Origin of the sequence: Desulfosporosinus nitroreducens (assembly GCF_023897015.1) — a bacterium.
Taxonomy (GTDB): domain Bacteria; phylum Bacillota; class Desulfitobacteriia; order Desulfitobacteriales; family Desulfitobacteriaceae; genus Desulfosporosinus; species Desulfosporosinus nitroreducens.
Map to the genome: position 1 here is coordinate 96,890 of NZ_JAMHFY010000010.1, position 22,357 is coordinate 119,246.

19 protein-coding genes are annotated in these 22,357 nt (G+C 41.7%); all 19 read left to right on the plus strand.

Translation table 11 applies throughout. The features are described from left to right. Position 1 precedes the first annotated feature (1 nt). Positions 2–1,150 carry an NAD(P)/FAD-dependent oxidoreductase gene (locus M8E35_RS12835; protein ID WP_289710815.1) on the plus strand — a complete coding sequence of 383 codons (1,149 nt, stop codon included), beginning with the start codon at positions 2–4 and terminating at the stop codon, positions 1,148–1,150. 29 nt (positions 1,151–1,179) lie between these two features. Continuing rightward, positions 1,180–2,811, plus strand: coding sequence for an L-glutamate gamma-semialdehyde dehydrogenase (pruA, locus tag M8E35_RS12840; RefSeq protein ID WP_252469525.1), 1,632 nt, complete (start codon positions 1,180–1,182; stop codon positions 2,809–2,811). A 447-nt stretch (positions 2,812–3,258) separates the two neighbouring features. Then, the gene (locus M8E35_RS12845) at positions 3,259–4,164 is read left to right on the plus strand and encodes a glycyl-radical enzyme activating protein (protein ID WP_252469526.1); all 906 of its coding nucleotides are present in this window, start codon (positions 3,259–3,261) and stop codon (positions 4,162–4,164) included. Positions 4,165–4,229: 65 nt separating this feature from the next. Continuing rightward, positions 4,230–4,706 (plus strand): MGMT family protein, encoded by a 477-nt coding sequence (locus M8E35_RS12850; protein WP_252469527.1) that lies wholly within the window; start codon positions 4,230–4,232, stop codon positions 4,704–4,706. 80 nt (positions 4,707–4,786) lie between these two features. After that, on the plus strand, positions 4,787–7,144 hold the full coding sequence (gene hypD / locus M8E35_RS12855; RefSeq protein ID WP_252469528.1) for a trans-4-hydroxy-L-proline dehydratase: 2,358 nt from the start codon (positions 4,787–4,789) through the stop codon (positions 7,142–7,144). Between the two features lie 625 nt (positions 7,145–7,769). Then, on the plus strand, positions 7,770–8,987 hold the full coding sequence (locus tag M8E35_RS12860) for a polysaccharide deacetylase family protein (protein ID WP_252469529.1): 1,218 nt from the start codon (positions 7,770–7,772) through the stop codon (positions 8,985–8,987). Between the two features lie 99 nt (positions 8,988–9,086). Next, a complete protein-coding gene (locus M8E35_RS12865) occupies positions 9,087–9,785 on the plus strand; it encodes a response regulator transcription factor (RefSeq protein ID WP_073031242.1) in 699 nt (232 codons plus the stop codon). A gap of 1 nt (position 9,786) precedes the next feature. Continuing rightward, complete coding sequence (locus tag M8E35_RS12870; protein WP_252469530.1) at positions 9,787–11,181, plus strand: sensor histidine kinase; 1,395 nt, start codon at positions 9,787–9,789, stop codon at positions 11,179–11,181. Next, positions 11,174–12,661, plus strand: coding sequence for a hypothetical protein (locus M8E35_RS12875; RefSeq protein ID WP_252469531.1), 1,488 nt, complete (start codon positions 11,174–11,176; stop codon positions 12,659–12,661). The genes M8E35_RS12870 and M8E35_RS12875 overlap by 8 nt, the downstream gene beginning before the upstream one ends. A gap of 160 nt (positions 12,662–12,821) precedes the next feature. Further along, the gene (locus tag M8E35_RS12880; RefSeq protein WP_252469532.1) at positions 12,822–13,430 is read left to right on the plus strand and encodes a hypothetical protein; all 609 of its coding nucleotides are present in this window, start codon (positions 12,822–12,824) and stop codon (positions 13,428–13,430) included. Between the two features lie 102 nt (positions 13,431–13,532). Continuing rightward, the gene (locus M8E35_RS12885; RefSeq protein ID WP_252469533.1) at positions 13,533–14,597 is read left to right on the plus strand and encodes a DUF2157 domain-containing protein; all 1,065 of its coding nucleotides are present in this window, start codon (positions 13,533–13,535) and stop codon (positions 14,595–14,597) included. After that, complete coding sequence (locus M8E35_RS12890; RefSeq protein WP_252469534.1) at positions 14,594–15,097, plus strand: GDYXXLXY domain-containing protein; 504 nt, start codon at positions 14,594–14,596, stop codon at positions 15,095–15,097. Before M8E35_RS12885 ends, M8E35_RS12890 begins: the two co-directional genes overlap by 4 nt. A gap of 276 nt (positions 15,098–15,373) precedes the next feature. Next, complete coding sequence (locus tag M8E35_RS12895; RefSeq protein ID WP_073031236.1) at positions 15,374–15,922, plus strand: helix-turn-helix domain-containing protein; 549 nt, start codon at positions 15,374–15,376, stop codon at positions 15,920–15,922. A 98-nt stretch (positions 15,923–16,020) separates the two neighbouring features. Then, on the plus strand, positions 16,021–16,353 hold the full coding sequence (locus M8E35_RS12900) for a cupin domain-containing protein (protein ID WP_252469535.1): 333 nt from the start codon (positions 16,021–16,023) through the stop codon (positions 16,351–16,353). Between the two features lie 76 nt (positions 16,354–16,429). Continuing rightward, entirely contained in the window at positions 16,430–17,524 is a 1,095-nt protein-coding gene (locus M8E35_RS12905; RefSeq protein ID WP_252469536.1) for a M24 family metallopeptidase, read from the plus strand. Positions 17,525–17,575: 51 nt separating this feature from the next. Next, positions 17,576–18,595: an ABC transporter ATP-binding protein gene (locus M8E35_RS12910; protein ID WP_252469537.1), complete on the plus strand. Its 1,020-nt coding sequence runs from the start codon at positions 17,576–17,578 to the stop codon at positions 18,593–18,595. Further along, the gene (locus M8E35_RS12915; RefSeq protein ID WP_252469538.1) at positions 18,588–19,553 is read left to right on the plus strand and encodes an ABC transporter ATP-binding protein; all 966 of its coding nucleotides are present in this window, start codon (positions 18,588–18,590) and stop codon (positions 19,551–19,553) included. Before M8E35_RS12910 ends, M8E35_RS12915 begins: the two co-directional genes overlap by 8 nt. Before the next feature lie 100 nt (positions 19,554–19,653). Further along, positions 19,654–21,261, plus strand: a complete 1,608-nt coding sequence (locus M8E35_RS12920; protein ID WP_252469539.1) for an ABC transporter substrate-binding protein — start codon at positions 19,654–19,656, stop codon at positions 21,259–21,261. Between the two features lie 70 nt (positions 21,262–21,331). Next, positions 21,332–22,357 (plus strand): ABC transporter permease, encoded by a 1,026-nt coding sequence (locus tag M8E35_RS12925; RefSeq protein WP_252469541.1) that lies wholly within the window; start codon positions 21,332–21,334, stop codon positions 22,355–22,357.

The window sequence follows — 22,357 nt, forward strand, 5'->3', positions numbered from 1 at the left end:
ATTGCAAAAATCAGCTAACGTTGTGATTATCGGCGGTGGGATTACAGGGTGCGCCACTGCGTATGAATTGGCCGTGCGTGGAGTTAAGGATATCGTAGTTATCGAAAAGCAATACCTGTCATCGGGAGCAACGGGACGATGCGGTGCCGGTGTTCGCCAACAATGGGGAACGGAAACCAACGCTATTCTTGCTCGTGACAGTGTGAAGCGTTTTGAGGGTATGAATGAAGAACTGGAATATGATAGAGACATCGAGTTTAAGCAAGGCGGTTACCTGATGGTTTCCTACACTCAAAACGAATGGAACCAGTACAAAAAGAATGTCGCCATTCAGCATAGTCTGGGGATACCTACTAAAATGATCACTCCTCAGGAAGCTCAAGAAATCGTACCCCATCTGAATATTAATGGACTAATCGGTGCTACCTTCTGTCAGTCGGACGGTCATGCTAACCCGTTTCACGTTGTGGATGCCTACTATAAAGCTGCCAGTCGGCTGGGGGTTAAATTTGAGACCTACACTTCCGTCACTGGAATCACGCGGGAAAATGGTAAGGTGACATCTGTTCAGACCTCTAAAGGTGATATCGCGGCTTCGATCGTGATTAACGCCTGCGGGTATGCGGCGGGTACGATCTGTAAAATGGTCGGTTTTGAACTGCCCCTTTATCCCCAGCGGCATCAGGCGCTGGTTACCGAACCGGTTGAACCATGCCAGGGGCCGATGGTTATCTCTCTTCACCATCGTTTATACTGTCAGCAGACCCCACACGGCAGTTTTATTATGGGAGTAGGTGACCCTAATGAACCCAAGGACTTTAACATTAATTCCAGCTGGGAGTTCTTAGAGGATGTGGCTCGTCAAGCGACCACAGTCTTGCCTCTTTTAAAGAACCTGCGGGTTGTTCGTCAATGGTCTGGTCTCTATGATATGAGCCCTGATGCTAATCCAATTTTAGATGAAGTACCGGACGCTAAAGGAATGTGGGTGGCTGCAGGGTTTAGCGGTCATGGTTTTATGGTTGCTCCTCAAACAGCGGTTCTTCTGGCTCAGAAGATTCTAGGCCAAAATTGTTTTATGCCCATTGAACGATTTGGTTTGGAACGCTTCAGCGGGGGAGAATTGTTACTTGAATCAGCAGTGGTATGATGTGAAAAAAACTAGGAGGAATGTTAAAAATGAACAATGCATATTTTCAACTTAAACTTCCGGAAAATGAACCAATTAAAGGTTATATGCCGGGATCACCTGAGCGGGTTGCTTTAAAAGCAGAACTTGAAAGACAATTAGTTAACCCAGTCGAAGTACCGATTATTATTGGTGGAAAAGAAATTCGTACAGAGAATAAAGAAAAAATGATTTGCCCTCATGATCATCAGAAAGTACTTGGCCAATACTATGTAGCTGGTGAAAAAGAACTCCTTATGGCAATCGACGCAGCAGAAGCGGCCAAAGAAGAATGGGAAAACATGCCTTGGGAACATAGGGCTACTATTTTCTTAAAAGCAGCAGATTTGTTGACTGGAAAATACAGAGCAAAATTATCGGCTTCTTGTATGCTTGGTCAAAGCAAGAATCCTTTTCAAGCAGAAATCGATGTAATCTGTGAATTAGCAGATTTCCTTCGCTTTAATACTTACTATGTACAAGAGATATACAAACAACAACCCAACAACTCAAGTGGTATTTGGAACCGCGTAGAATATCGTGCGCTTGACGGTTTTGTTGCAGCGATCACACCTTTTAACTTTACTGCAATCGGTGGTAACCTTGCTACTGCTCCAGCTATGGCCGGTAACACTGTTTTATGGAAGCCCTCATCGACATCTGTACTTTCAAACTACTATGTCATGCAAATTCTTATAGAAGCTGGTTTGCCTGCAGGGGTTATCAACTTCGTACCTTGCCGAGGGGTTGACTTTGGTAAAGTTGTAGTCAGTCATCCTAAAATGGCAGGCTTCCACTTTACAGGATCGACAAGTGTATTTAACAACATTTGGAATCAAGTAGGTGGAAATATTGATAAGTATGTTACTTATCCTCGTCTTGTTGGTGAAACAGGTGGTAAAGACTTTATCTTTGCTCATGAATCGGCAGATATTGAAGCACTTACCTGTGCAATCGTTCTTGGTTCTTTCGAATATCAAGGGCAAAAGTGTTCTGCTGCGTCCCGCGCTTATATCCCTGAAAGTTTATGGAGCGATTTAAAAAGACGTCTTGAAAAAGAAATTGGCAAGATCAAGATGGGTGACGTACGTGATTTTAAAAACCTTGTGAATGCTGTTATTGATCAAAAATCGTTTAGAAATATTCAAAGTTATCTTGATTATGTGAGGGAATCTAAAGATGCTGACATTATCATTGGTGGGGGAAGCGATGATAGTGTAGGATACTTTGTAGAGCCCACAATAATCTTAGCAAAGACGCCGACATTCAAGACAATGGTAGAAGAAATCTTTGGGCCGGTTATGACCATTTATGTATATCCAAATGACAAATTAGAAGAAACTTTAAAAGAATGTGATACAGCAACCACTTATGGATTGACAGGTTCTGTATTTGCACAAGACAGAGCTGCAATTATCAAGATGGCAAAAGCCTTGGATCATGCAGCAGGTAACTTCTATATCAATGACAAACCTACTGGTGCGGTTGTTGGACAACAACCATTCGGCGGCAGTCGTGGATCAGGTACAAATGATAAAGCTGGCAGTGCAATCAACTTATATCGTTGGATGAGTCAACGTACAATTAAAGAGACATTTGTGCCGCGTACAGTAGTTAACTATCCTTACATGGAAGAGGAATAAAATAATTTGTTGCTTATTGTATTCTGACTAGTGTAGTTTGAATTCCTCTGCAATGGGAGAATACTCTGATAAATCGTAAACAATCTGGATTATCCCAAGAACAGAATGCGTAAAACAAGGGGTCTGTTCAAAACTGTAATGAGTTTTGGACAGACCTTCCTCTTAATTTTATCCCTAAATTTCCATCAATTGATTTATTCAAAATATAAATATAGAGATATTGATATTTATATTTTGAATAAATCAATATTAATAGGATAACCGCTAAGCAATGTTAAACACTAAAAAGAAAAGGTTATTATCTGTGTAGAGGAACTAAACGGTTCGTGGAGAATTAAAAGATCTATACCCTATTAAATTCATCTTCGAGTATAACGATCTGCTAGGGAAAGGGAACGTTAATCTTTAGCACTGAATTAGTTCTAAAAAAGCAGGAGTGGTGGAATTTTGCTTAAGGCCAAGATTTTTAACATTATGAAGTACTCCATCCATGATGGGCCGGGCATTCGGACGACAATATTTTTTAAAGGTTGTCTTCTCTGCTGTCCCTGGTGTCATAACCCAGAGGGCCAGAGATTCGATCAGGAGTTAATGTATCGGCAGGACAGGTGTATTAGTTGCGGGCAGTGTATAAAAGTCTGCCCAAGCAAAGCGATTGTTTCTATTGAGGGACAACTGGTTTATTTAAGAGAAAAGTGTCTGGCCTGTGGAGAATGCAGCAGGATTTGCCATGCCGGGGTGAGAGAGCTCGTTGCTAAGGAGATGTCCTTGAAAGAAGTCATGGCTGAGATCGAGAAAGATTTAATATTCTATGACGAATCCGGAGGAGGAGTAACTTTTTCCGGTGGAGAAGCGCTTGGGCAACCGGACTTTCTGCTGGAGATACTTAAGGAGTGCCGAAGAAAGGAAATTCACACTGCGGTAGAGACAGCTGGATTTGTGAGATTAGATTCCTTGCAAATGATCAGCCCCTATGTGGATCTCTTCTTATATGATTTGAAACTTATGGATAGCAGGAAGCACCAAGATGTAACTGGGGTTCCTAATGAACTAATTAAAGCAAACCTTCGTTGGCTTGCCGAGAACCATCCACAAGTTATTGTCCGTGTAGCAATCATTCCTGGGATCAATGATGATAAAGATAATCTTCGACAAATGGGTGAATTTGTTTCGGCGTTAAAATGTATAGCAGAAATTCATTGTTTGCCATACCACAAAGCGGGAGTGGATAAGTATCTGCGGCTTGGTCTGGAGTATAGTCTGGCGGATATACAGTCCCCTGTCGATGAACGCATGGTACAGATAGCAAAGAGGTTGGAGCAGTTTGGGTTGAAGGTGAAAATTGGGGGATAATATACGGCCAATGACATAGTGCAGCAATGGATGATTAGGGTGAAGATTCAAAGGAGGAGTATTTTATGCCTAAAAAATCTTTTAACGAGAAACTTAACAATTCAGGAGATTTGCCGAAGCTTGAATTCATAGGGTATGACAATAATATGGCCAAGCGCTTTGGGTGCGGCAATATGCTTATAGCAGCCCCTATTGAATATGATGAGGCAATGAAAAGAATTCCCGCAGGGAAAATAATTACTTCGGGCGAAATTAGAGAATACCTTGCCAAAAAACATAATGCCGACTTCACTTGCCACCTTACCGCGGGGATTTTTATCAATATTGCCGCGAATGCGTCCCAAGAACGTGAAAATTTGGGAAGCAGAGATATAACCCCTTACTGGCGTACTTTGAAAAAAGGTGGAGAGTTAAATGAAAAGTACCCAGGGGGTATAGAACAACAAAGAATGTTGTTGGAGATGGAAGGCCATGAAGTGATAAAGAAAGGTAAGCGTTACTTTGTAAAAGACTATGAAAAGGCATTATATCAATTGCAATAATAGCAAATTGCCTAGTTGGCTTATATAGTGCTATAAAGCGAGGGTAAGGTAAATCTACAAGCAAAGGAAGTGACCTAAGAATGAATAAACGAGTGACTATGCTCAGACAACGTAGCCTTGAGGCTGAAGCTTATATATCCGCAGAAAGAGCGGAGTTGATCACAGAATTCTATCGTTCGGCAGGAAATACTTCCGTTCCTGTCCAACGGGCTTTAGCGTTTAAATATTTGTTGGAGCACAAGGAGATTTGCATTAATGAGGACGAATTGATCGTAGGAGAAAGAGGGCCGGCTCCAAAGGCTACATATACATACCCCGAACTGTGTTGTCATAGTCTGAAGGATCTGGATATCCTGAATTCGCGTCCGAAAATATCGTTCAAAGTCAGTCCAGAAGTGCGTCAAGCTTATGACGAACGAATCATCCCCTATTGGCAAGGCAATTCTATGCGGGATTTGATTTTTGCGGAAATGTCCGAGGAATGGAAGAATTCTTATGATGCAGGCATCTTTACAGAGTTTATGGAGCAGAGAGCCCCTGGGCACACCGTACTCGATGATAAAATTTATCGCTTAGGTTTTCACGACTTTATCGCAAAGATCGATGCGCATTTGAACAAATTGGACTACTTTAACGATGCGGAAGCATACTACAAGCAAGAACAACTAAAAGCTATGCGGATCAGTGCAGAAGCCATCATTAGGTTTGCTGAACGTCACGCTGAAAAGGCCCAAGAACTAGCCCAAGTTGAAACAGACTGTATTCGTAAGGCAGAATTGGAGAGGATTGCCGAGGTTTGTTCTTATGTTCCAGCCCATGCCCCGCGGAATTTCTGGGAGGCTTTGCAAGCCTATTGGTTTGTGCATTTAGGGGTCATCACAGAACTTAATACCTGGGATGCCTTTAGTCCGGGACGACTGGATCAACATTTGTATCCCTTCTATAAGAATGGTTTAGATGAGGGAACGTTGATTGAGGAACAAGCTAGAGAACTCCTTCAGTGTTTTTGGGTAAAGTTTAATAATCAACCAGCGCCTCCTAAAGTGGGGGTAACTGCTGCTGAAAGCGGAACGTATACGGATTTCGCGAATATCAACAGCGGCGGACTTAAGGCGGATGGCTCAGACGGGGTCAATGACGTCACTTACCTGGTCTTAGATGTAATCGATGAAATGCGCCTCTTACAGCCAAGCTCAAACATTCAGTTAAGCAAGAAAAACCCGGATCGTTTCTTGAAACGTGCGGCACGGATCATCCGCAAGGGCTGGGGTCAACCTTCAGTATTTAATGCAGATACGGTTGTCGAGGAGCTTCTGCGCCAGGGTAAACTGATCGAGGATGCCCGGCAAGGGGGAACGAGCGGCTGTGTGGAGACTGGGGCCTTTGGCAAGGAAAGTTATATTTTAACAGGGTATTTTAATCTGTCGAAAGTTTTTGAATTAGTCTTGCATAATGGGCTAGACCCCAAAACAGGCCGGCAACTGGGCTTGGAAACTGGAGATCCCAGGAGTTTTGAGTCCTTTAATGAGTTGTTTGAAGCTTTTAAGAAACAACTTCACTATTTTATGGATATTAAGGTTAAAGGGAGTAATATCATTGAACGTCTTTATGCAACCTATATGCCGTCTCCGTTTCTTTCTTTGCTAATTGATGACTGTATTGCTGAGGGCAAGGATTATAATGATGGTGGTGCTCGATATAACACCAACTATGTGCAAGGGGTTGGCCTTGGAAGTCTGACAGACACATTATCTGGAGTAAAATACCATATATTTGAGCAGAAGAATCTTGCCATAGATCAGTTGCTCGATGCGTTAAACGCTAATTTCTCGGGACATGAGGCGGTGCGCCAGTTGCTGATAAACAAGACACCCCACTTTGGAAATGATCATGACTATGCTGACGAAGTAATGGTGGATATTTTTAATACTTACTATAGTGAAGTTAATGACAGGCCTAATACTAAGGGCGGAGTTTATCGGATCAATATGTTGCCGACGACTTGCCACGTTTATTTTGGTTCCGTCATTGGTGCTTCTGCGGAAGGGCGGAAAGCTTGGGAACCGCTTTCGGAAGGGATTTCTCCAGTTCAGGGAATGGACCTTTTGGGCCCAACTGCGGTCATTAAATCAGCTTCCAAACTCGATCATGCACGGACTGGAGGGACCTTGTTAAATCTGAAGTTTACACCTCAAGTCTTAGAGGGAGAAGAGGGAATTGATAAATTGGCTCATTTGGTGCGCTCGTATTTCAAATTAGGGGGACACCATATTCAATTTAACGTGGTCAGTGCCAAGACCTTGCGAGCAGCCCAAGCTGAACCGGAAAAATATCGTGACCTAATCGTACGAGTGGCAGGGTATAGTGACTATTTCTGTGATCTAAGTGAGGCGTTGCAGGAGGAGATTATCACCCGGACGGAACATACAACCTTCTAGGCTGAAGCTGTTTTGATCTAATGGTCTGATAAGGCCGATTATTATTAACAGATCCTTATATTTATAGAAGGAAAAGGGTATAAAGAAGTTTGGGGAATTTTAGTTAAAGGAAGGGGAGGGGAAAAACGAACACCCGAAAAATTGGTGCAATTATCACTGGAACTGCTACGTTAATCATGATATGTTTTACAATTCATAGAATTATCGTCGGAAAAGATGTTGGATTTAATGAAATATCATCAATTGCTATAGGGTTGATGATGTTTTTCCAAACTATTACTTGGGGGACTAGGAGAGAAAAAGATGGAATATTGCAGAAGGAAGAGTTTGGAAAGAAAATTACGGAAAAGAGCTTAAAGAGATCATAATAGTACAAAAGCATTGAACCTTGGCCATTGGAAAAATCTCCCGTGTGATGATCACACGGGAGATTTTTATTTTAAAACTAAGAGGAGATTTCTTTCAATGCAGCTCAAATGAATTTAGCTTATTCTTTAACCAATTTGTAACTATTATTAAGATCTCTGTAAAAAACAATTTAGGGATTAGGTGTATTGTAGAAGTATGGCGAAAAGAGTGTTTTTTTTGAGACAGAGACAAGATGTAGAGAGAGGAAGAGAGAACTATGTCCAAAATGAAAATCGCAGGTCTGGTTTTTATGGCGAGCTTTTTAAGTATTAGCGTTTTTTGGGTGGGGGTATTTCCTCACTGGAGTATCGCTACTCAATCAATTGCTCGACTGCACGATTCGCCGAAGCTGAAAGAGGATTTAGCGCCTTTACCTAACAGTATGGCAGAGGTGGATGAAACGAGTGAAATTGACAGTAAAGAAGATCAATTGGCGACATCTCCAAGTTCTGCACTGCTCGCTCAGGGGAAATATCCGGAAGAATCGTCCTTGTCCCAACCCGATCAAAGCAAGTTGCTAACAGAGAAGGCCCCATCTCAATCAGAGGCAATTAACACCCGGTACGAAGATTCTCAGTCTTCAGATCAAAAAGCTGAGTCGTTATCTGAGTCGTCATCCGGGACGTCACTGCAAGAACCCTCCCATTCTAATGTAAAACCAAATATAATCATCTCGGGCACAGCGGAAGATTTATCCCCGACTCCACTACCTGGGCCACCAGGCACGCCCATTCGACCATACTATGATGAGGCGGGCAACCCGCCAACAGCTCCGGGTTTAGCTATGCGCCAGCGTAAATTCCAGTCGGAAAGTGAAAAAATGGCGTATTTGACGTTTGATGATGGTCCGTATCCTAGTACCACGCCAAAAATTCTTGATATATTGGCCAAAGAAAATGTCCGCGCCACCTTTTTTAATATCGGGCAACAGGTGGAGCTTTATCCGGATTTACTAAAGGCTGTGTATGAGCAGGATCATGTGATCGGCAACCATACATATTCTCATAATATGGCTGAGGTGTATAAGAGACCTAAGAATTTCCTGGATGACGTAAGGAAAGCAGAAGAGATCATTTATCATACCATTGGTATACGCCCCCAAATAGTTCGTGCCCCTGGAGGGACGGTAGGTCATTTTAATATTGACTATTTTAATACTATAGACGCCGCAGGTTATTTAATGGAAGACTGGAATGTTGATCCGGGAGACACAGATGCTCGATTATTCTCTGAGGACCAGTTAATTAGGAATGTTGAAGAGCAGATTCAGGGTAAGACTCGAGTTGTTATATTGTTACATGATCTAGTAGGTAAAAATACAACGATTGATGCGTTGCCAGAGATTATTGAGCTGTTAAAAAAACAAGGATTTTCGTTTGGGGTGTTAGGTCCTGATGTTTTGCCAATAGTATTTTCTGGAGGTTTGCAAAACTAAGACAATTCCTGTAAAAAAATCCCCTTAGCTGTGCTAAATGGTTTAGAATAAAGGTACAGGGTTCAAAACCCTGCAATAACAGATACGCGGAGTGGTCAGATGAAGGATGTAAAAGTAAAAGTACTAGTTGTTGAAGATGAAGAGCCTATCCGACGCTTTATTACACTTAACCTTAGCGCGGCAGGGTATTTAGTGGGTGATGCTGCGTCTGGAGAGGAAGCCCTGGAGATGTTGAAATCGTTTGTCCCTAAGGTAGTTGTGTTAGATCTCATGTTGCCGGGTATCAGCGGATTGGAAGTTTGTCAAAAAATCAGGGAGACTATGCAAGAAACATTCGTGATTATGCTTACCGCCAAGGGCCAAGACACAGATAAAATTCTTGGCTTGGAACTGGGCGCAGATGATTATATGGTAAAACCGTTTAACCCTTTAGAATTGATTGCTCGTGTAAAGGCTGTTTTGCGAAGAGGCAATGGGTGTAAAGACCCAAAAGAGGTTTATAGTTGCAGGGACTTATGCTTGAATGTTACTGCTAACAAATTATTCAAGAGTGATCAGGAGATTGATTTAACCCCTATCGAATTTGCTTTGATACAAGTATTTATGAAAAACCCTGGTAGGGCACTTAAGCGGGAAGAGATGCTGAATACTGTCTGGGGTGATGATTATTTTGGGGATACAAAAACATTGGATGTCCATATTAGGCGCTTGCGGGAAAAGATTGAGGATAATCCTTCGCAACCGGAATATATTAAAACGGTTTGGGGTTCCGGTTACCGATGGCAACAGGAACCTTAAAATGACAGGAATTAGAGCCAGGCTGACAGCCAATTTTATGATCATCATCATTATCACTGTGACGATTCTCGAAGTGCTTCTTATCTATACAGTACGCCAAAACTACTATGGAAGCTTAGAAGGAAGTCTCACTAACCAGATTAAGATTTCTGCTGATTTGTATGCTAAGTATTTTTCTGACACCTCACTTCAGGAAAATGTCTTATATAATGTAGACGCTTTCTGGAACCAAAGTAACGCTGAAGTGGAAATTGTGGATAAGGATGGCAGTATTGTAATGGATTCTCTGGGTGTGATTCCCACAGGGAATGTAGCAATAAACGATATCAAGGAAGCCTTAGACGGAAACACTGGGAAATGGATTGGGAGATTAAATGGACAAAAAGTAATGGCTGTGGCCTACCCTTTAAAGGCTAACAATGAAGTAGTGGGGGCCTTACGCTTTATAACTTCCTTAAGCGCTGTTGATAAGGATATTCAAAACACAGCTTATATCTTTATCTCAATCGGTCTGGCAGTAGTTTTTATCGCCGGGATGATCAGTGTTTTTTTAGCCAATACAATTATCGTGCCTTTAAAAGAAGTTACAAAAGCAGCTCAAGAAATGGCTTCTGGCAATTTTCAAGCTCGCAGTAAGAAAACAAATGAAGATGAGATCGGTAAGCTCTCAGATACTTTGAATTATATGGCGGATGAGATTGTGAAAAAGGAACAGCTTAAGAATGATTTTATCTCATCGGTTTCCCATGAACTGCGCACACCCCTAACTTCGATCATGGGCTGGGCAATTACTTTACAGAATGAACAATTCCAACAAAAGGATATGTTAGCAGACGGTCTGGGGATTATTGCCAAGGAGAGTGAACGACTAACTTTGATGGTTGAAGAACTGCTGGATTTTTCTAAGTTCGTCTCCAGCCGAGTGAAATTGCAAAAGGCTGAGGTTGATTTAGCCTCGCTTATCGAGCACATCCAAAAACAATTAACTCCAAGGGCAGTGCGGGAAAATATCAACTTCACCGTTCAATGTCCTAAAGATTTACCCGATTTTTTCTCGGATGCCAATAGGCTTAAACAGTTGTTTATAAACGTTTTAGATAATGCCTTTAATTTCACGACTGCAGGCGGAGTAGTTAGTTTCGATATAGAGATGCAAAACAAGGAATTGTTATTCACTATTTCGGATACTGGGTGTGGAATAGCCGTTGATGAACTCCCCATGGTCAAAGAGAAATTCTATAAGGGAAAAACTTCACGCTCCCAAAATGGAATAGGGCTGTCAATATGCGAAGAAATTGTGAACCTAATGGGTGGTAAGTTAGAGATCACAAGTATACTTAATCAAGGGACAAAGGTATTTATCACCCTGCCTAAAGGGGAGAGTTTCTATGCATAGAGCGTTTAGTGTGTTGATTATAAGTTTTTCCCTCCTCTTGCTCGGCGGTTGTGCCAACCTTTCTTGGACAACGGCGGGTAAGATTATTCCACCCGTACATGATCTTTGCCCATTGGAAGGTCAATGGCAAGTGATTCAGGAGATGCAACCCAACGGGAATTCCGGAGCAGATAATTCGAGTTGGGAAGGTAAGATTCAATTTACGGCGGAAGTTGCCATGCTCGGTGAGTATGTTTGGAGCAAACCGATGTTTAAGATAAAAAAAGTAAACTCTTCAAACTATTTAATGACTAAATATTTAAGTTTAGCAAATACTTTAATGCCAGACAGTAAAGAAGTTGAAGTCATTACTGTATCCTCAGAGGAGAATTTTCTAGGCGAATTTATGAGAATCGATGATGCAAAGCTCGTAGCTTTTGTTCAAAATAAAGTGTTATATCTCGAGAAGGTCTCTGATCAAGCAGACAGTTCTTTAGCGTCCGCTAACCTTAATGACTTCAAAACCAACGAACATAGCAATTCTGGAGCATCCGGTGTTTTGGTGGGTCTAAAGATACCGAAGGGATCGGATGTTAACGATAATGCAGATAATTTTGGCTTCACGTACCAGACTTTATGGCTGGCTATAGATAATAAGAAACTGCATCCGGTTTTAATAGGTGACAATATCTTTTTCCCGCGCAGCAGTGGCTTTTGGGAGTTGCAGATACGCCAACTTAAGGAAGGACCATACATGCAGGATATATATTCAGCTCATGATGTTTCTACTAAAGTGCAGGAGCCGCAACTGAGGACCATGACAATTAGCCGAGGGGAAGTTAAGACAGGAGCTGGTCAAAAGATCATTGATTATGTTGGTAATGACTTTGTTGCTGTGGAGACCGACCAGGTTGAAAATCGTTTACAGGTCCTGCCGGTGGATAAAATCTCTGCTTTAGAGGGGATTAAGCTGTCTGACCTGTTAGGAAACAACGGGTTGGTTGCTTTTAGCAACGCTAGGGCTCAGGCACTCCGGTCTTTAAACAACAATATTAATGTTACATCCATAAATAATGACGGCTATGAGCAAAATTTCGGTCTGATCCGTAAAAATGGACATTGGTATCTTAGAGGCAGAATAAATTACTATTTTCAAGATGCTAATGACCCCAGCTATACGGATTTTAATGTTAATTTAGTTCCCCCGGCTAAATTGATTTTCTATGATACGTTGTGTCTTAGCTGGCAATACATTAAGGATCGCGTTCCAGATGCCGTGGATGCCTTCACCTCTCCTAATCAAGATATGGCTCTTGTCATAACCAAGACCAAACTTCAGGTTTACTCAATCAGTGCAGGTCAATTAGGAAGTGAACCATTGGCAAAAATAGACTTGCAGACCGGAACATCAATTATTATGGCTGAGTGGGCCACAGGATCTTATGTTGATAATTGGGAAAAAGCGTTTCTCGCCAACGGTGCAGATGCAGTAGTTAAGTGAAAAGGGAATCTTTATTAAAGAATAAATATCATTGTAAAATAATTATTAATAGAGTAGAATATTAAATAGGAAATATTCTAGAAACATACCGGGTCATGATTGATAATAGTTATATATCAATGATACTTAGGTATTGGAGAGAAAGAGGGTCATAAAGTTTATGAGAGAGACCTTTCACCCCCCTACGGATTATTATTGTGAATCATTAGCACCAATTGATGAGGAGATCTGTGCTCTCATTGCCAAGCGGAAAGTGCTTTCTGAAAACAATCCGGGATTTCCGAGTCTCAATTTAATAACAACATGGTGTAACCGACATGAACTGAACGAAAAAATGATCAAGAGCCTTTTTGGAACCATATATAATGAGAACAACTTTTTAGACCATTTCCAAGTAGAACCCACAAGATTTCTAAAGTACGTATCGATATTAAAATGGGTAGAAATTGAAAGTGTGTTGTATTCGGTTACGCACATGAAACAATACAACAACGCCAGTGTAGTTTATATTGAATATGAAGTTAATAACTCTGAGCCACATGTAAAGCTTGGGCATGCCCGAGTAGAATTGTTTATCTCACCTGACTATCAATGTCAACAATATCGCGGTAACGGGCAAGACAAAGGGATGCAGTATTCATTTAAGGTGATACCACCGTTGCCTGACGATGTAACGGGTCTTGAGTTTCGTCTTAGTATAAAACCATTCCCTGAAATTCCAGAGATGCAAACAGTTAACTTATCAGAATCTACTGTGATCATTAAGTGAAAAAAATATAAAGTTTAATGCTTTTAGTCTGTGGTAGAAATAACCGTTAGATAGATGGTATAGACTAAGCTTTGATTAGGCCTGAAAAAGGAGGGGAAATCCTTGAAACGTCAAATAACTAAAGTTAACTTCTCCTTAGTCAACAAAGAACTGAACTACTTTGAAAGCTCCGGTCTTATCACAGGGGAGCAAAAGATTGGAATATTGGAGACTTACGAAATTAAGGGTGGTCTAAACTTTATTCAGGTTGTTGTTACGATTGGTGCTATTCTCGTAGGTCTCGGGGTTTTAAGTTTTATAGCTAGCAACTGGGACGGGATCAGTCATTTTATTAAGCTCCTTATTATCTTTTGCGCATTCGGCGGAGTAAACCTTGCAGGATATATGTTGACGGAAAATAATCCGAGGACAGGTCGGAGTTTAATCTATTTAGGGACTCTGGTTTATGGAGCAGGTATTTTTCTCATTGGACAGATGTACAATTTTGGAGGAGACTTTCCTACCGCATTTCTGCTCTGGTCCATAGGTGTGCTTCCGTTGGCATTTCAGCTTAAGGAAAAATATTTAATGCTTTTTGCTAATTGCCTGTTTGGAGTCTACCTCTTAGGCTCGTTTGATCAAGGGTTTCCTTATGCAGGGTGGGCAGGGGTTCCCATCACATACCTTGCTTTTAACTACTTCAATAAATCAAGGCTCCTCTTGTTTTTTGCTAACTTGACAAGTTTGAGCTTTATCTTTCAAATCGCTTTAAGATCTGAAGCTGAGGGATTATATGTCGCTTTGCTCTTTTTCTTCATAGGACTTGTTATGTATGGAGCAAAACATAACTTTGAGCAGGACATTTTTCGAGTTCAGGGTAACATCCTGTTTGGGGTAACCGGTGTGATTTTGACCTTCCCCGATATATGGGATGTCTTGGTTAATGTTCAATCGACACGTTTGGTGAGTATCCTCTTTGCCCTTGCTTTTGTCGCTGTTCTATTTTTCCTAATCAGAAAGGGCAACCTCATAAGCCTAATCTTTGTTTGTCTAACTATCTTCCGATATTACACGGATACCATTGCGTTTTTGCCTAAATCCCTGTTCTTTATTGTAGGGGGACTGCTCTTATTAGCCTTTGGTTTTTACTTCGAACGCATGAAAACAAAAGGGGGGACATTGGCATGACTAAGAAAAAATCCTTCTTTCTTGCCATGGCGATTCCCTTGCTCATTCTCCTGGCTATGACCATCAAACCACAAGCAACCGTTCTCTTTGGAAAAGAGGTCGTTCTCGAAACGAAGGCTTATGACCCGACAGATCTTTTCAGGGGAGACTATGTTGCCATCAATTTTGCAATTTCAGATGTTCCAAAGTCTAAAGTTCCCCTATCCATAGACGAAGTATACAATAAGAACCTTTATGTCAGTCTTAAACAAGAGGGCAAGTATTATGTCGTCGATCAAGTCAGCGAAACGAAACCTAAGCAAGGGCTCTATCTAAAAGGAAAGTTCCAAAATTCATTTAATGAAACTAATACGTATCGTGTAGACTACAGCTTGGACAAATATTTCGTTGAACAAGGCAGCGGTAAGGAGCTCGAACAGGAATCTTTCCAGGGGGGTCTTGTGGGAACGGTTAAAGTCCTTGGCGGGTATGGAGTTCTGACCGGAATCACACCACGTTAGGGAGTAACTAGTTAACTAAAAGTGAATAATAACAATAACAAAAGCAAACTGTATCAGTGCGATACAGTTTGCTTTTGTTATTCTCTAAGGAAGGTTCAGCTTGGCACTAACCAAGTTTCATAAATATAAGCTTGGCTTGTATTAATGAGTAGGGAGAGGAGGCTAATATCTGCCTTAGTAAAATACTGTATTATTGTCGCAAAAGTCTGGACTTTTTAGTCCTACTATAATATATTTCATATAACTATAATCGATAAAAGAAATTAGAGGTATTTCATGGAAAATATATACGAACGAATTCGGAGTCTTCGTGTCAGCATGAACATGACGCTTAAAGAATTGAGTGAAAAAACTGGGTTATCTATCAGTTTCCTTTCCCAAGTAGAACGGGGTAACAGCTCCTTGGCTATCACTTCTCTTCAAAAGATTGCAGACGTATTTAATGTTTCGATGTCCTCCTTTTTTGAAAGCACAGTAAGCAACAGTTTCTTTACCCCAGTTGTTGATCGTAAGCCTTTTCAAATTGAGAGATCCAATTCGGTATTTACACGCTTGGGAGGTGACTTTTCAGGAAAGGTATTGGAACCGATTCACATAGTATTAGCGCCGCGGCAAGGGCAGGATGTTGTGTTTAATCATCCGGGTGAGGAGTTCTACTATATATTAAAGGGCAAGGTCTTAATGATGGTCGGGGACAAAGAATATGAAATGAACGAGGGTGACACGATTCATTTTCCCTCTATGTTAGATCATACCTGGCATAACATGACAGATGAACCAGTCCACATGATAGCAGTACTTACCCCAATAATATTTCATGAATAATCTCATTCCTTAATTTATGTGTTTCCCTCAGTCTAAGAGAATCCTATTGTCAAAATAACTCCAGCTCAAAAGGAAGAAGATAAAGGAGAAAACACTTAATGAAAATTGTAACAAACAAAGATGTTAAAGCAGCAAATCGTTGTGATGTGATCATGAAAACCCTTTTTGGTGAGGATGCAGTAAAGAATGCCAAAGTGACCATGGGGACAGTGGTGTTTCCCCCGGGAGCAAGAGTTCCGGCAGAAGGAGCTGGAGTTCATACTGAACATGAATACTCGTTTATAATGAGCGGATCAATTCTAACCATGAGTGGAGGAACAGAATGTCGAATATCCGCAGGTCAAGCATCTATAATTCCTGCCGGTGAAGAACACTGGGCCTTCAACGATGGAACAGAGAATTGCGAAATAATTTGGTTTTTGGTGAAATAGTTAACATTATCATTACGGTTATGGAAATTCGAAGTCTGGGAAAATGCCTAAGACTCACAAGGAGGATATTGAATCTATGGTTGGATATATTGCGAGAATCAAGAAAATCCAAGCAATTATGAAAGAGCAAAGCACGGATTATCTGGTATTGGCTCCTTCCTCTAACTTGTTTTATCTCACCGGATTAAAGACCGTAGCAGATGAGAGGCTGCAGGCCTTTCTGGTACCGGCAGAGGGCAAGCCAGTTATGATTCTGCCTGAGATGTATCGGGAAGTGGCTGAAAATCTTGGACAGAATAGTTTTGAATTACTTACCTGGGCTGATGGGACCGATCCGGTGGATTTATTAATTCCGTTGATAAACAAGCATTCAGCAATAGCGGCGATCGACGAAAGAATGTGGGCAGGGCATTTTTTAAGTGTAAGAAAGGCCTTTCCAGGGTACGAGTTTATTGGTGCTTCAGTCTTGATGCGGCAAGTGCGAATGATAAAGGACCAAAATGAGATGAATCTTTTAGAAAAGGCCGGAGGATTAACAGATAAGGTTATGGGAGAAGTGCTTATGGTGATTCAACCAGGTATTTCTGAAAAGGAATTGGCTTTTTTTGTGGAAAGTAAACTCAAGGAATATGGAGCAGAGGAGCTTTCTTTCAAACCTATTATAGCCTCAGGACCTAACACCTCCTCGCCTCACCACAATACGGGTGAAAGAAAGTTAATGCTCGGTGATTTGGTTGTATTAGATTTCGGGGGACTCTTTCAAGGGTATTGTTCTGACATGACTCGAACCTTTTCTATTGGTAAAGCATCAGTGGACGTCAAGAAGATATACAATGCCGTAAGAGAAGCCAACGAAGCTGGCTTCCAAGCAGTTCAAGAAGGGACTTCTTGTGAAAAAGTGGATGAGGCCGCCCGTAATGCCATTTCCCGAGCGGGATATGGACAGCATTTTGTCCATCGGACAGGTCATGGTATAGGGCTGGATATCCATGAAGATCCATTTATAGTTTTCGGTAACCAAGAAACTTTGAAGACTGGAATGACGTTCAGTATTGAACCAGGAATATATTTACCGGGGCAATATGGGGTTCGCATTGAAGATATTGTCGGACTATCTGAAAAAGGGCCGGTTCGTTTTAATAATTTTTCAAGAGAATTAATCGAGGTCTAAATTCTCTTGTTCTAAACTGATAAATATTATGAATGATTGTGAGACATGTCGATGAGTGATGATTTATTAGATAAGGATTTACTTAGAATAAGCAACCTAAATGTTCAATTCAGGACTTCCGAAGGAGTTTTTAAGGCTGTTCGAGATGTAAGTATATCAATACGTTCCGGGGAGACGCTCGGCATTGTAGGGGAAAGCGGCAGTGGTAAAAGTGTTACTGCGCTCTCAATTATGAACTTGATTCCTAATCCCCCTGGAGAAATTAAGGGAGATATCTTTTTTAATGGTCAAAATCTCAGGGAAATGTCCCTGGAAGAAGTACGAAAGGTTCGAGGCAATGAAATATCGATGATCTTTCAGGAGCCAATGACCTCGTTAAATCCGATTCATACTTGTGGCAAACAAATCATGGAACCACTTTTGTTACATAAAGGCTTCACCAAACATGAGGCAAAAGCACGTACTATAGAACTCTTAAAGATGGTTGGCATTCCTCTTCCTGAGCAAAGATTCAAGGAGTATCCGCATCAATTATCCGGTGGAATGCGGCAGAGGATTATGATTGCCATGGCCTTGGCTTGTCGTCCTAAACTGCTTTTGGCTGATGAACCGACAACAGCTCTGGATGTCACAATACAGGCGCAGATATTAGAACTAATGAAGAATCTGCGCAATGAAATAGACTCTGCCATTATCATGATTACCCATGATTTGGGAATAATTACTGAAATGTGTCATTCCGTGGCAGTAATGTATGCCGGACAGGTAGTCGAGTCCAGTCCGCTTAAAGAATTGATAAGAGAGCCGTTGCACCCTTACACGGAAGGACTGTTAAGGTCAATTCCTACAATAACAAAAGAAAAGCAACGCTTGTATACGATTGATGGCACGGTTCCAAGCCCCTTTAACATGCCTCCAGGTTGCAGCTTCCAACCTCGGTGTAAATACTCAAACGCTATTTGTTCCGAGCAGACTCCAGATTTGATCCATGTCTCAGAAGAACGTGCTGTCAGATGCTGGCGCCATGCGGAAAATATAGGCATAGGCAATAGGAGTGTGTTACATGGATGACAGTGTGCTTGTTCAGGTACAAAACCTTAAAATGTATTTTCAGACGGAAGGGAGCTTCTCGTTTTCGAAAAAGTACATTAAAGCTGTGGATGATGTCTCCTTTAATCTTTTTAAAGGAGAAACCTTTGGTTTGGTAGGTGAGTCAGGGTGTGGCAAAAGCACACTGGGGCGCACTGTTCTCGGACTCTATAAGCCCAATGCCGGGAAGGTGATTTTTGAGGGGGAGAATATATTTTCCCTCAAAAATAAGAGAATGAAGGAAATGCGCAAAAAAATGCAGCTTATTTTTCAGGATCCCAGCGCCTCTTTAAACCCTCGAAAGACGATTGCGGATATTCTAAATGAACCTTTTCACATCCACCAAGTTGGAACGAAGACCGAGCGTAAAGCGAAAATTAAGGATTTAATGGATCGGGTGGGCCTTTCTGAGTACCATTTGAGTCGTTATCCCCATGAAATGTCGGGAGGGCAAAAGCAACGGGTTGGTATAGCCCGTGCCCTGGCCTTGAATCCTAAGCTGATCATCTGCGATGAGCCAGTTTCTGCTTTAGATGTTTCGATTCAGGCGCAGGTCATTAATTTATTGGAAGACCTGCAAAAAGAGTATGATTTGACCTACTTATTTATCTCCCATAACTTAAGCGTGGTACATCATATCTGTAACCGTGTCGGTGTAATGTACCTGGGAAAACTTGTGGAAACCGGCAATCATGAGGATATCTATCGCAATACTCTTCATCCTTATGCCAAGGCCTTGATTTCAGCTATTCCTCATACTGATCCGGATAACCCAAAAGACCGGATCCTGCTTAAGGGGGATGTGCCGAGTCCTGCTAATCCTCCGTCCGGGTGCCGCTTTCATACTAGGTGCCCTGAGAGGACAGACCTATGCAGTCAAGCGGAGCCTCAACTAAAGGAGGTGTTTCCGGGGCATTTTGCAGCTTGTCATCTGTGTTAAACAGCTGTGGAGAAGGAGGGATCTTTGAAACTAATACTTAGAGTTATGATGCTTGGGCTGAGAGTAAAACCAAAATATATTTTGAAGGGAGAAAGAAATTGTGAGAAAGAACTATGGAATTCTGCTGGCATTACTGACAGTTGTGTTGCTCTTCGCGGCAGGGTGTGGCGGCAGTAAGGATGCCGGTACTAAGCCGGAAGCCGCGGACGGTACAAAACAGTTGATTATGGCGCTTGATCCGGATTATGAGACATTTGACCCGGGTCTTGCTTATGAGGTTTATGCTTTGCTGGTCTTGCATCCGGTTTATGATACCTTGATGCAGTTCGAAGATAATCTGGATGCGCCAATCTACGGTATAGCCGAGAGTCATGAGCTCAGTAAGGATGGACTTAGTTATACCTTTAAGCTTCGCAAGGGAATAAAATTTGCTGGTGGTAATGCGCTTACCTCGCAGGATGTTAAATGGAGTGCCGAGCGGTCCATGAACTTAAAAGGGAATGGAGCTTTTTTGGCAGATGGTATCAAATCAATTGAAACACCTGACTCGGATACCGTTGTTTTTAACCTGAAAGGGCAAGATGCTTCTTTCTTGACCAAGCTTACCTATAATGCCTTTGGTGTTATTGACAGTAAAGTGGCAATGGAGAATGAGGCAACCAATGCCGTTGATGCAAATACTGCGGATAAGGCCAAATTGTGGTTTGATACACACTCTGCAGGATCCGGTCCTTACGTGATTGAATCATATACCCCTAAAGTGGAAGTAGTTTTAGCCCGCAATAAAAATTATTGGGGTAAAGCTCCCTACTACGACAAAGTGGTTTTAAAAGCAATCTCTGATCCTGGAACCCAATTAATGATGCTCGAAAAAGGGGATATTGACATAGCGTTCAACTTAGGACCTGAACATGTTAAACAAATCCAAGATAAGCCGGGCATTGAAATCAAGAAGGCCCAATCAATGACGCTGACATTTTTGTTGATGAACCGTGACCCTAAAATTGGCGGACCTATTGCTAATCCGGATGTTCAGAAAGCGATTCGTTTAGTATTAGACTATCAAGGGATGCAGACAATTGCTGGGGAAGGGTCCATCACACCTGTTGCACCTTTTCAAGTGGGATTCTTAGGGACTTTGCCTCCACGTGATCCCAAAACTGCCCAAAATATCGAAAAGGCTAAAGAGTTAATGAAAAAAGCCGGTTATGAGAAAGGTTTTAAGACCACCCTTGAAGTAGCCACCTTGGCTGTTGAAGGTATGGATTTGCCCACACTTGCCCAAAAGATTCAAAACGATCTGCTCCAAATCGGCATTGAAACTGAGATTAAAACTTCGGATATCATGGTTGCTCTGGATCCTTATCGAAAAGGCACTCAAGCTCTGTCCCTTTGGTATTGGGGTCCAGACTATCCCGATCCGAATACCCAATTAGCATTTTTGCCTGGCAATCCTGTGGGTCTTCGTGCCAATTGGACGGCTGATATGAATCCTGAATTAGCAGAGTTAGGTAAAAAAGCTGCTGTTGAAGTTGACAAAGCTACCCGGGTCAAAAACCTCGAAGAAATTCAAAAGATGATGGATGAAGACAGTGCGTTTGATGTCTTATTACAGCATGCTCGTCATTACGCTACACGTGATAACATTCAAGGCACAGACTATATCGATCTTTATAAAATCGATCTCAAAGATGTTTCTGCAAAATAGTAAGCAAAATGGGCAGATGCATCTGCATCTGCCCACCATTGAAGGCTCTGTAATGGCCTAAAGGAGGTGGATGACGTTGGGACTTCTAAAATATACAGCCAGAAGATTGGTATTCTTAGCGTTCCTTGTTATTGGAGTTTCGTTAGTTGTCTTTGTTATTTCCCACTCTGTGCCCAGTGACCCTGTTTTGGCCAATCTAAGCCAGAGGAATATCGATAACCAGGAGATGGTAGATTCTTTTAAAGCTAAGTGGGGCTTGGATAAACCTATGTACACGCAATACTTTATTTATGTCGGTAATTTAGTGAAAGGAGATATGGGCACATCTATCAGAACCCAGCGACCTGTGATGGATGACCTAAAAAAATATTTTCCAGCGACGATAGAGTTAGCAATCTTTTCGATAATAATTGCGGTTTTTTTTGGAATGCTCTTCGGTATAATTTCTGCCATCAAACGTAACAGCGCCATTGATCAGATAATAAGGGGAATCTCTGTTGTGGGGGTATCTGTGCCTAGTTTCTGGTTGGGACTGATGTTTTTGTTGCTTTTCTATGTAAATTTGGGGATAGCGCCTGGACCAGGGAGAATAAGCCCTTATTTAGCACCACCGGTAGCTGTAACCAATTTATACGTTATTGATGCACTATTAGCAGGTGATTGGAGCCTTGCAGTGGATGCACTGCAACATTTGCTTTTACCGGGTCTAGTGTTAGGTTCTTTTACCATGGGTTTGATTACCCGTACTACTCGTTCAAGTTTATTAGAAGTAATGTCGTTGGATTTCATCCGTACTGCAAGGGCGAAAGGTCTGACCGAAAAAATGATTATTATGCGTCATGCCTTGGGAAATGCCTTGATACCCGTCGTGACTGTTATTGGCATAGGATTTGGTAATCTTTTGGGTGGAATGGTTTTAGTCGAAACAATATTTGCTTGGCCTGGGATCGGGCAATATGCCTATAAGGCAGCCGGAAATTTAGATTTTCCTGCTATCATCGGGGTTTCCATCTTGATTTCCATTAACTATGTTGTTATTAATCTAATAGTAGACCTTCTATATGGAATTCTTGACCCCAGAGTGAGGTATAATTAA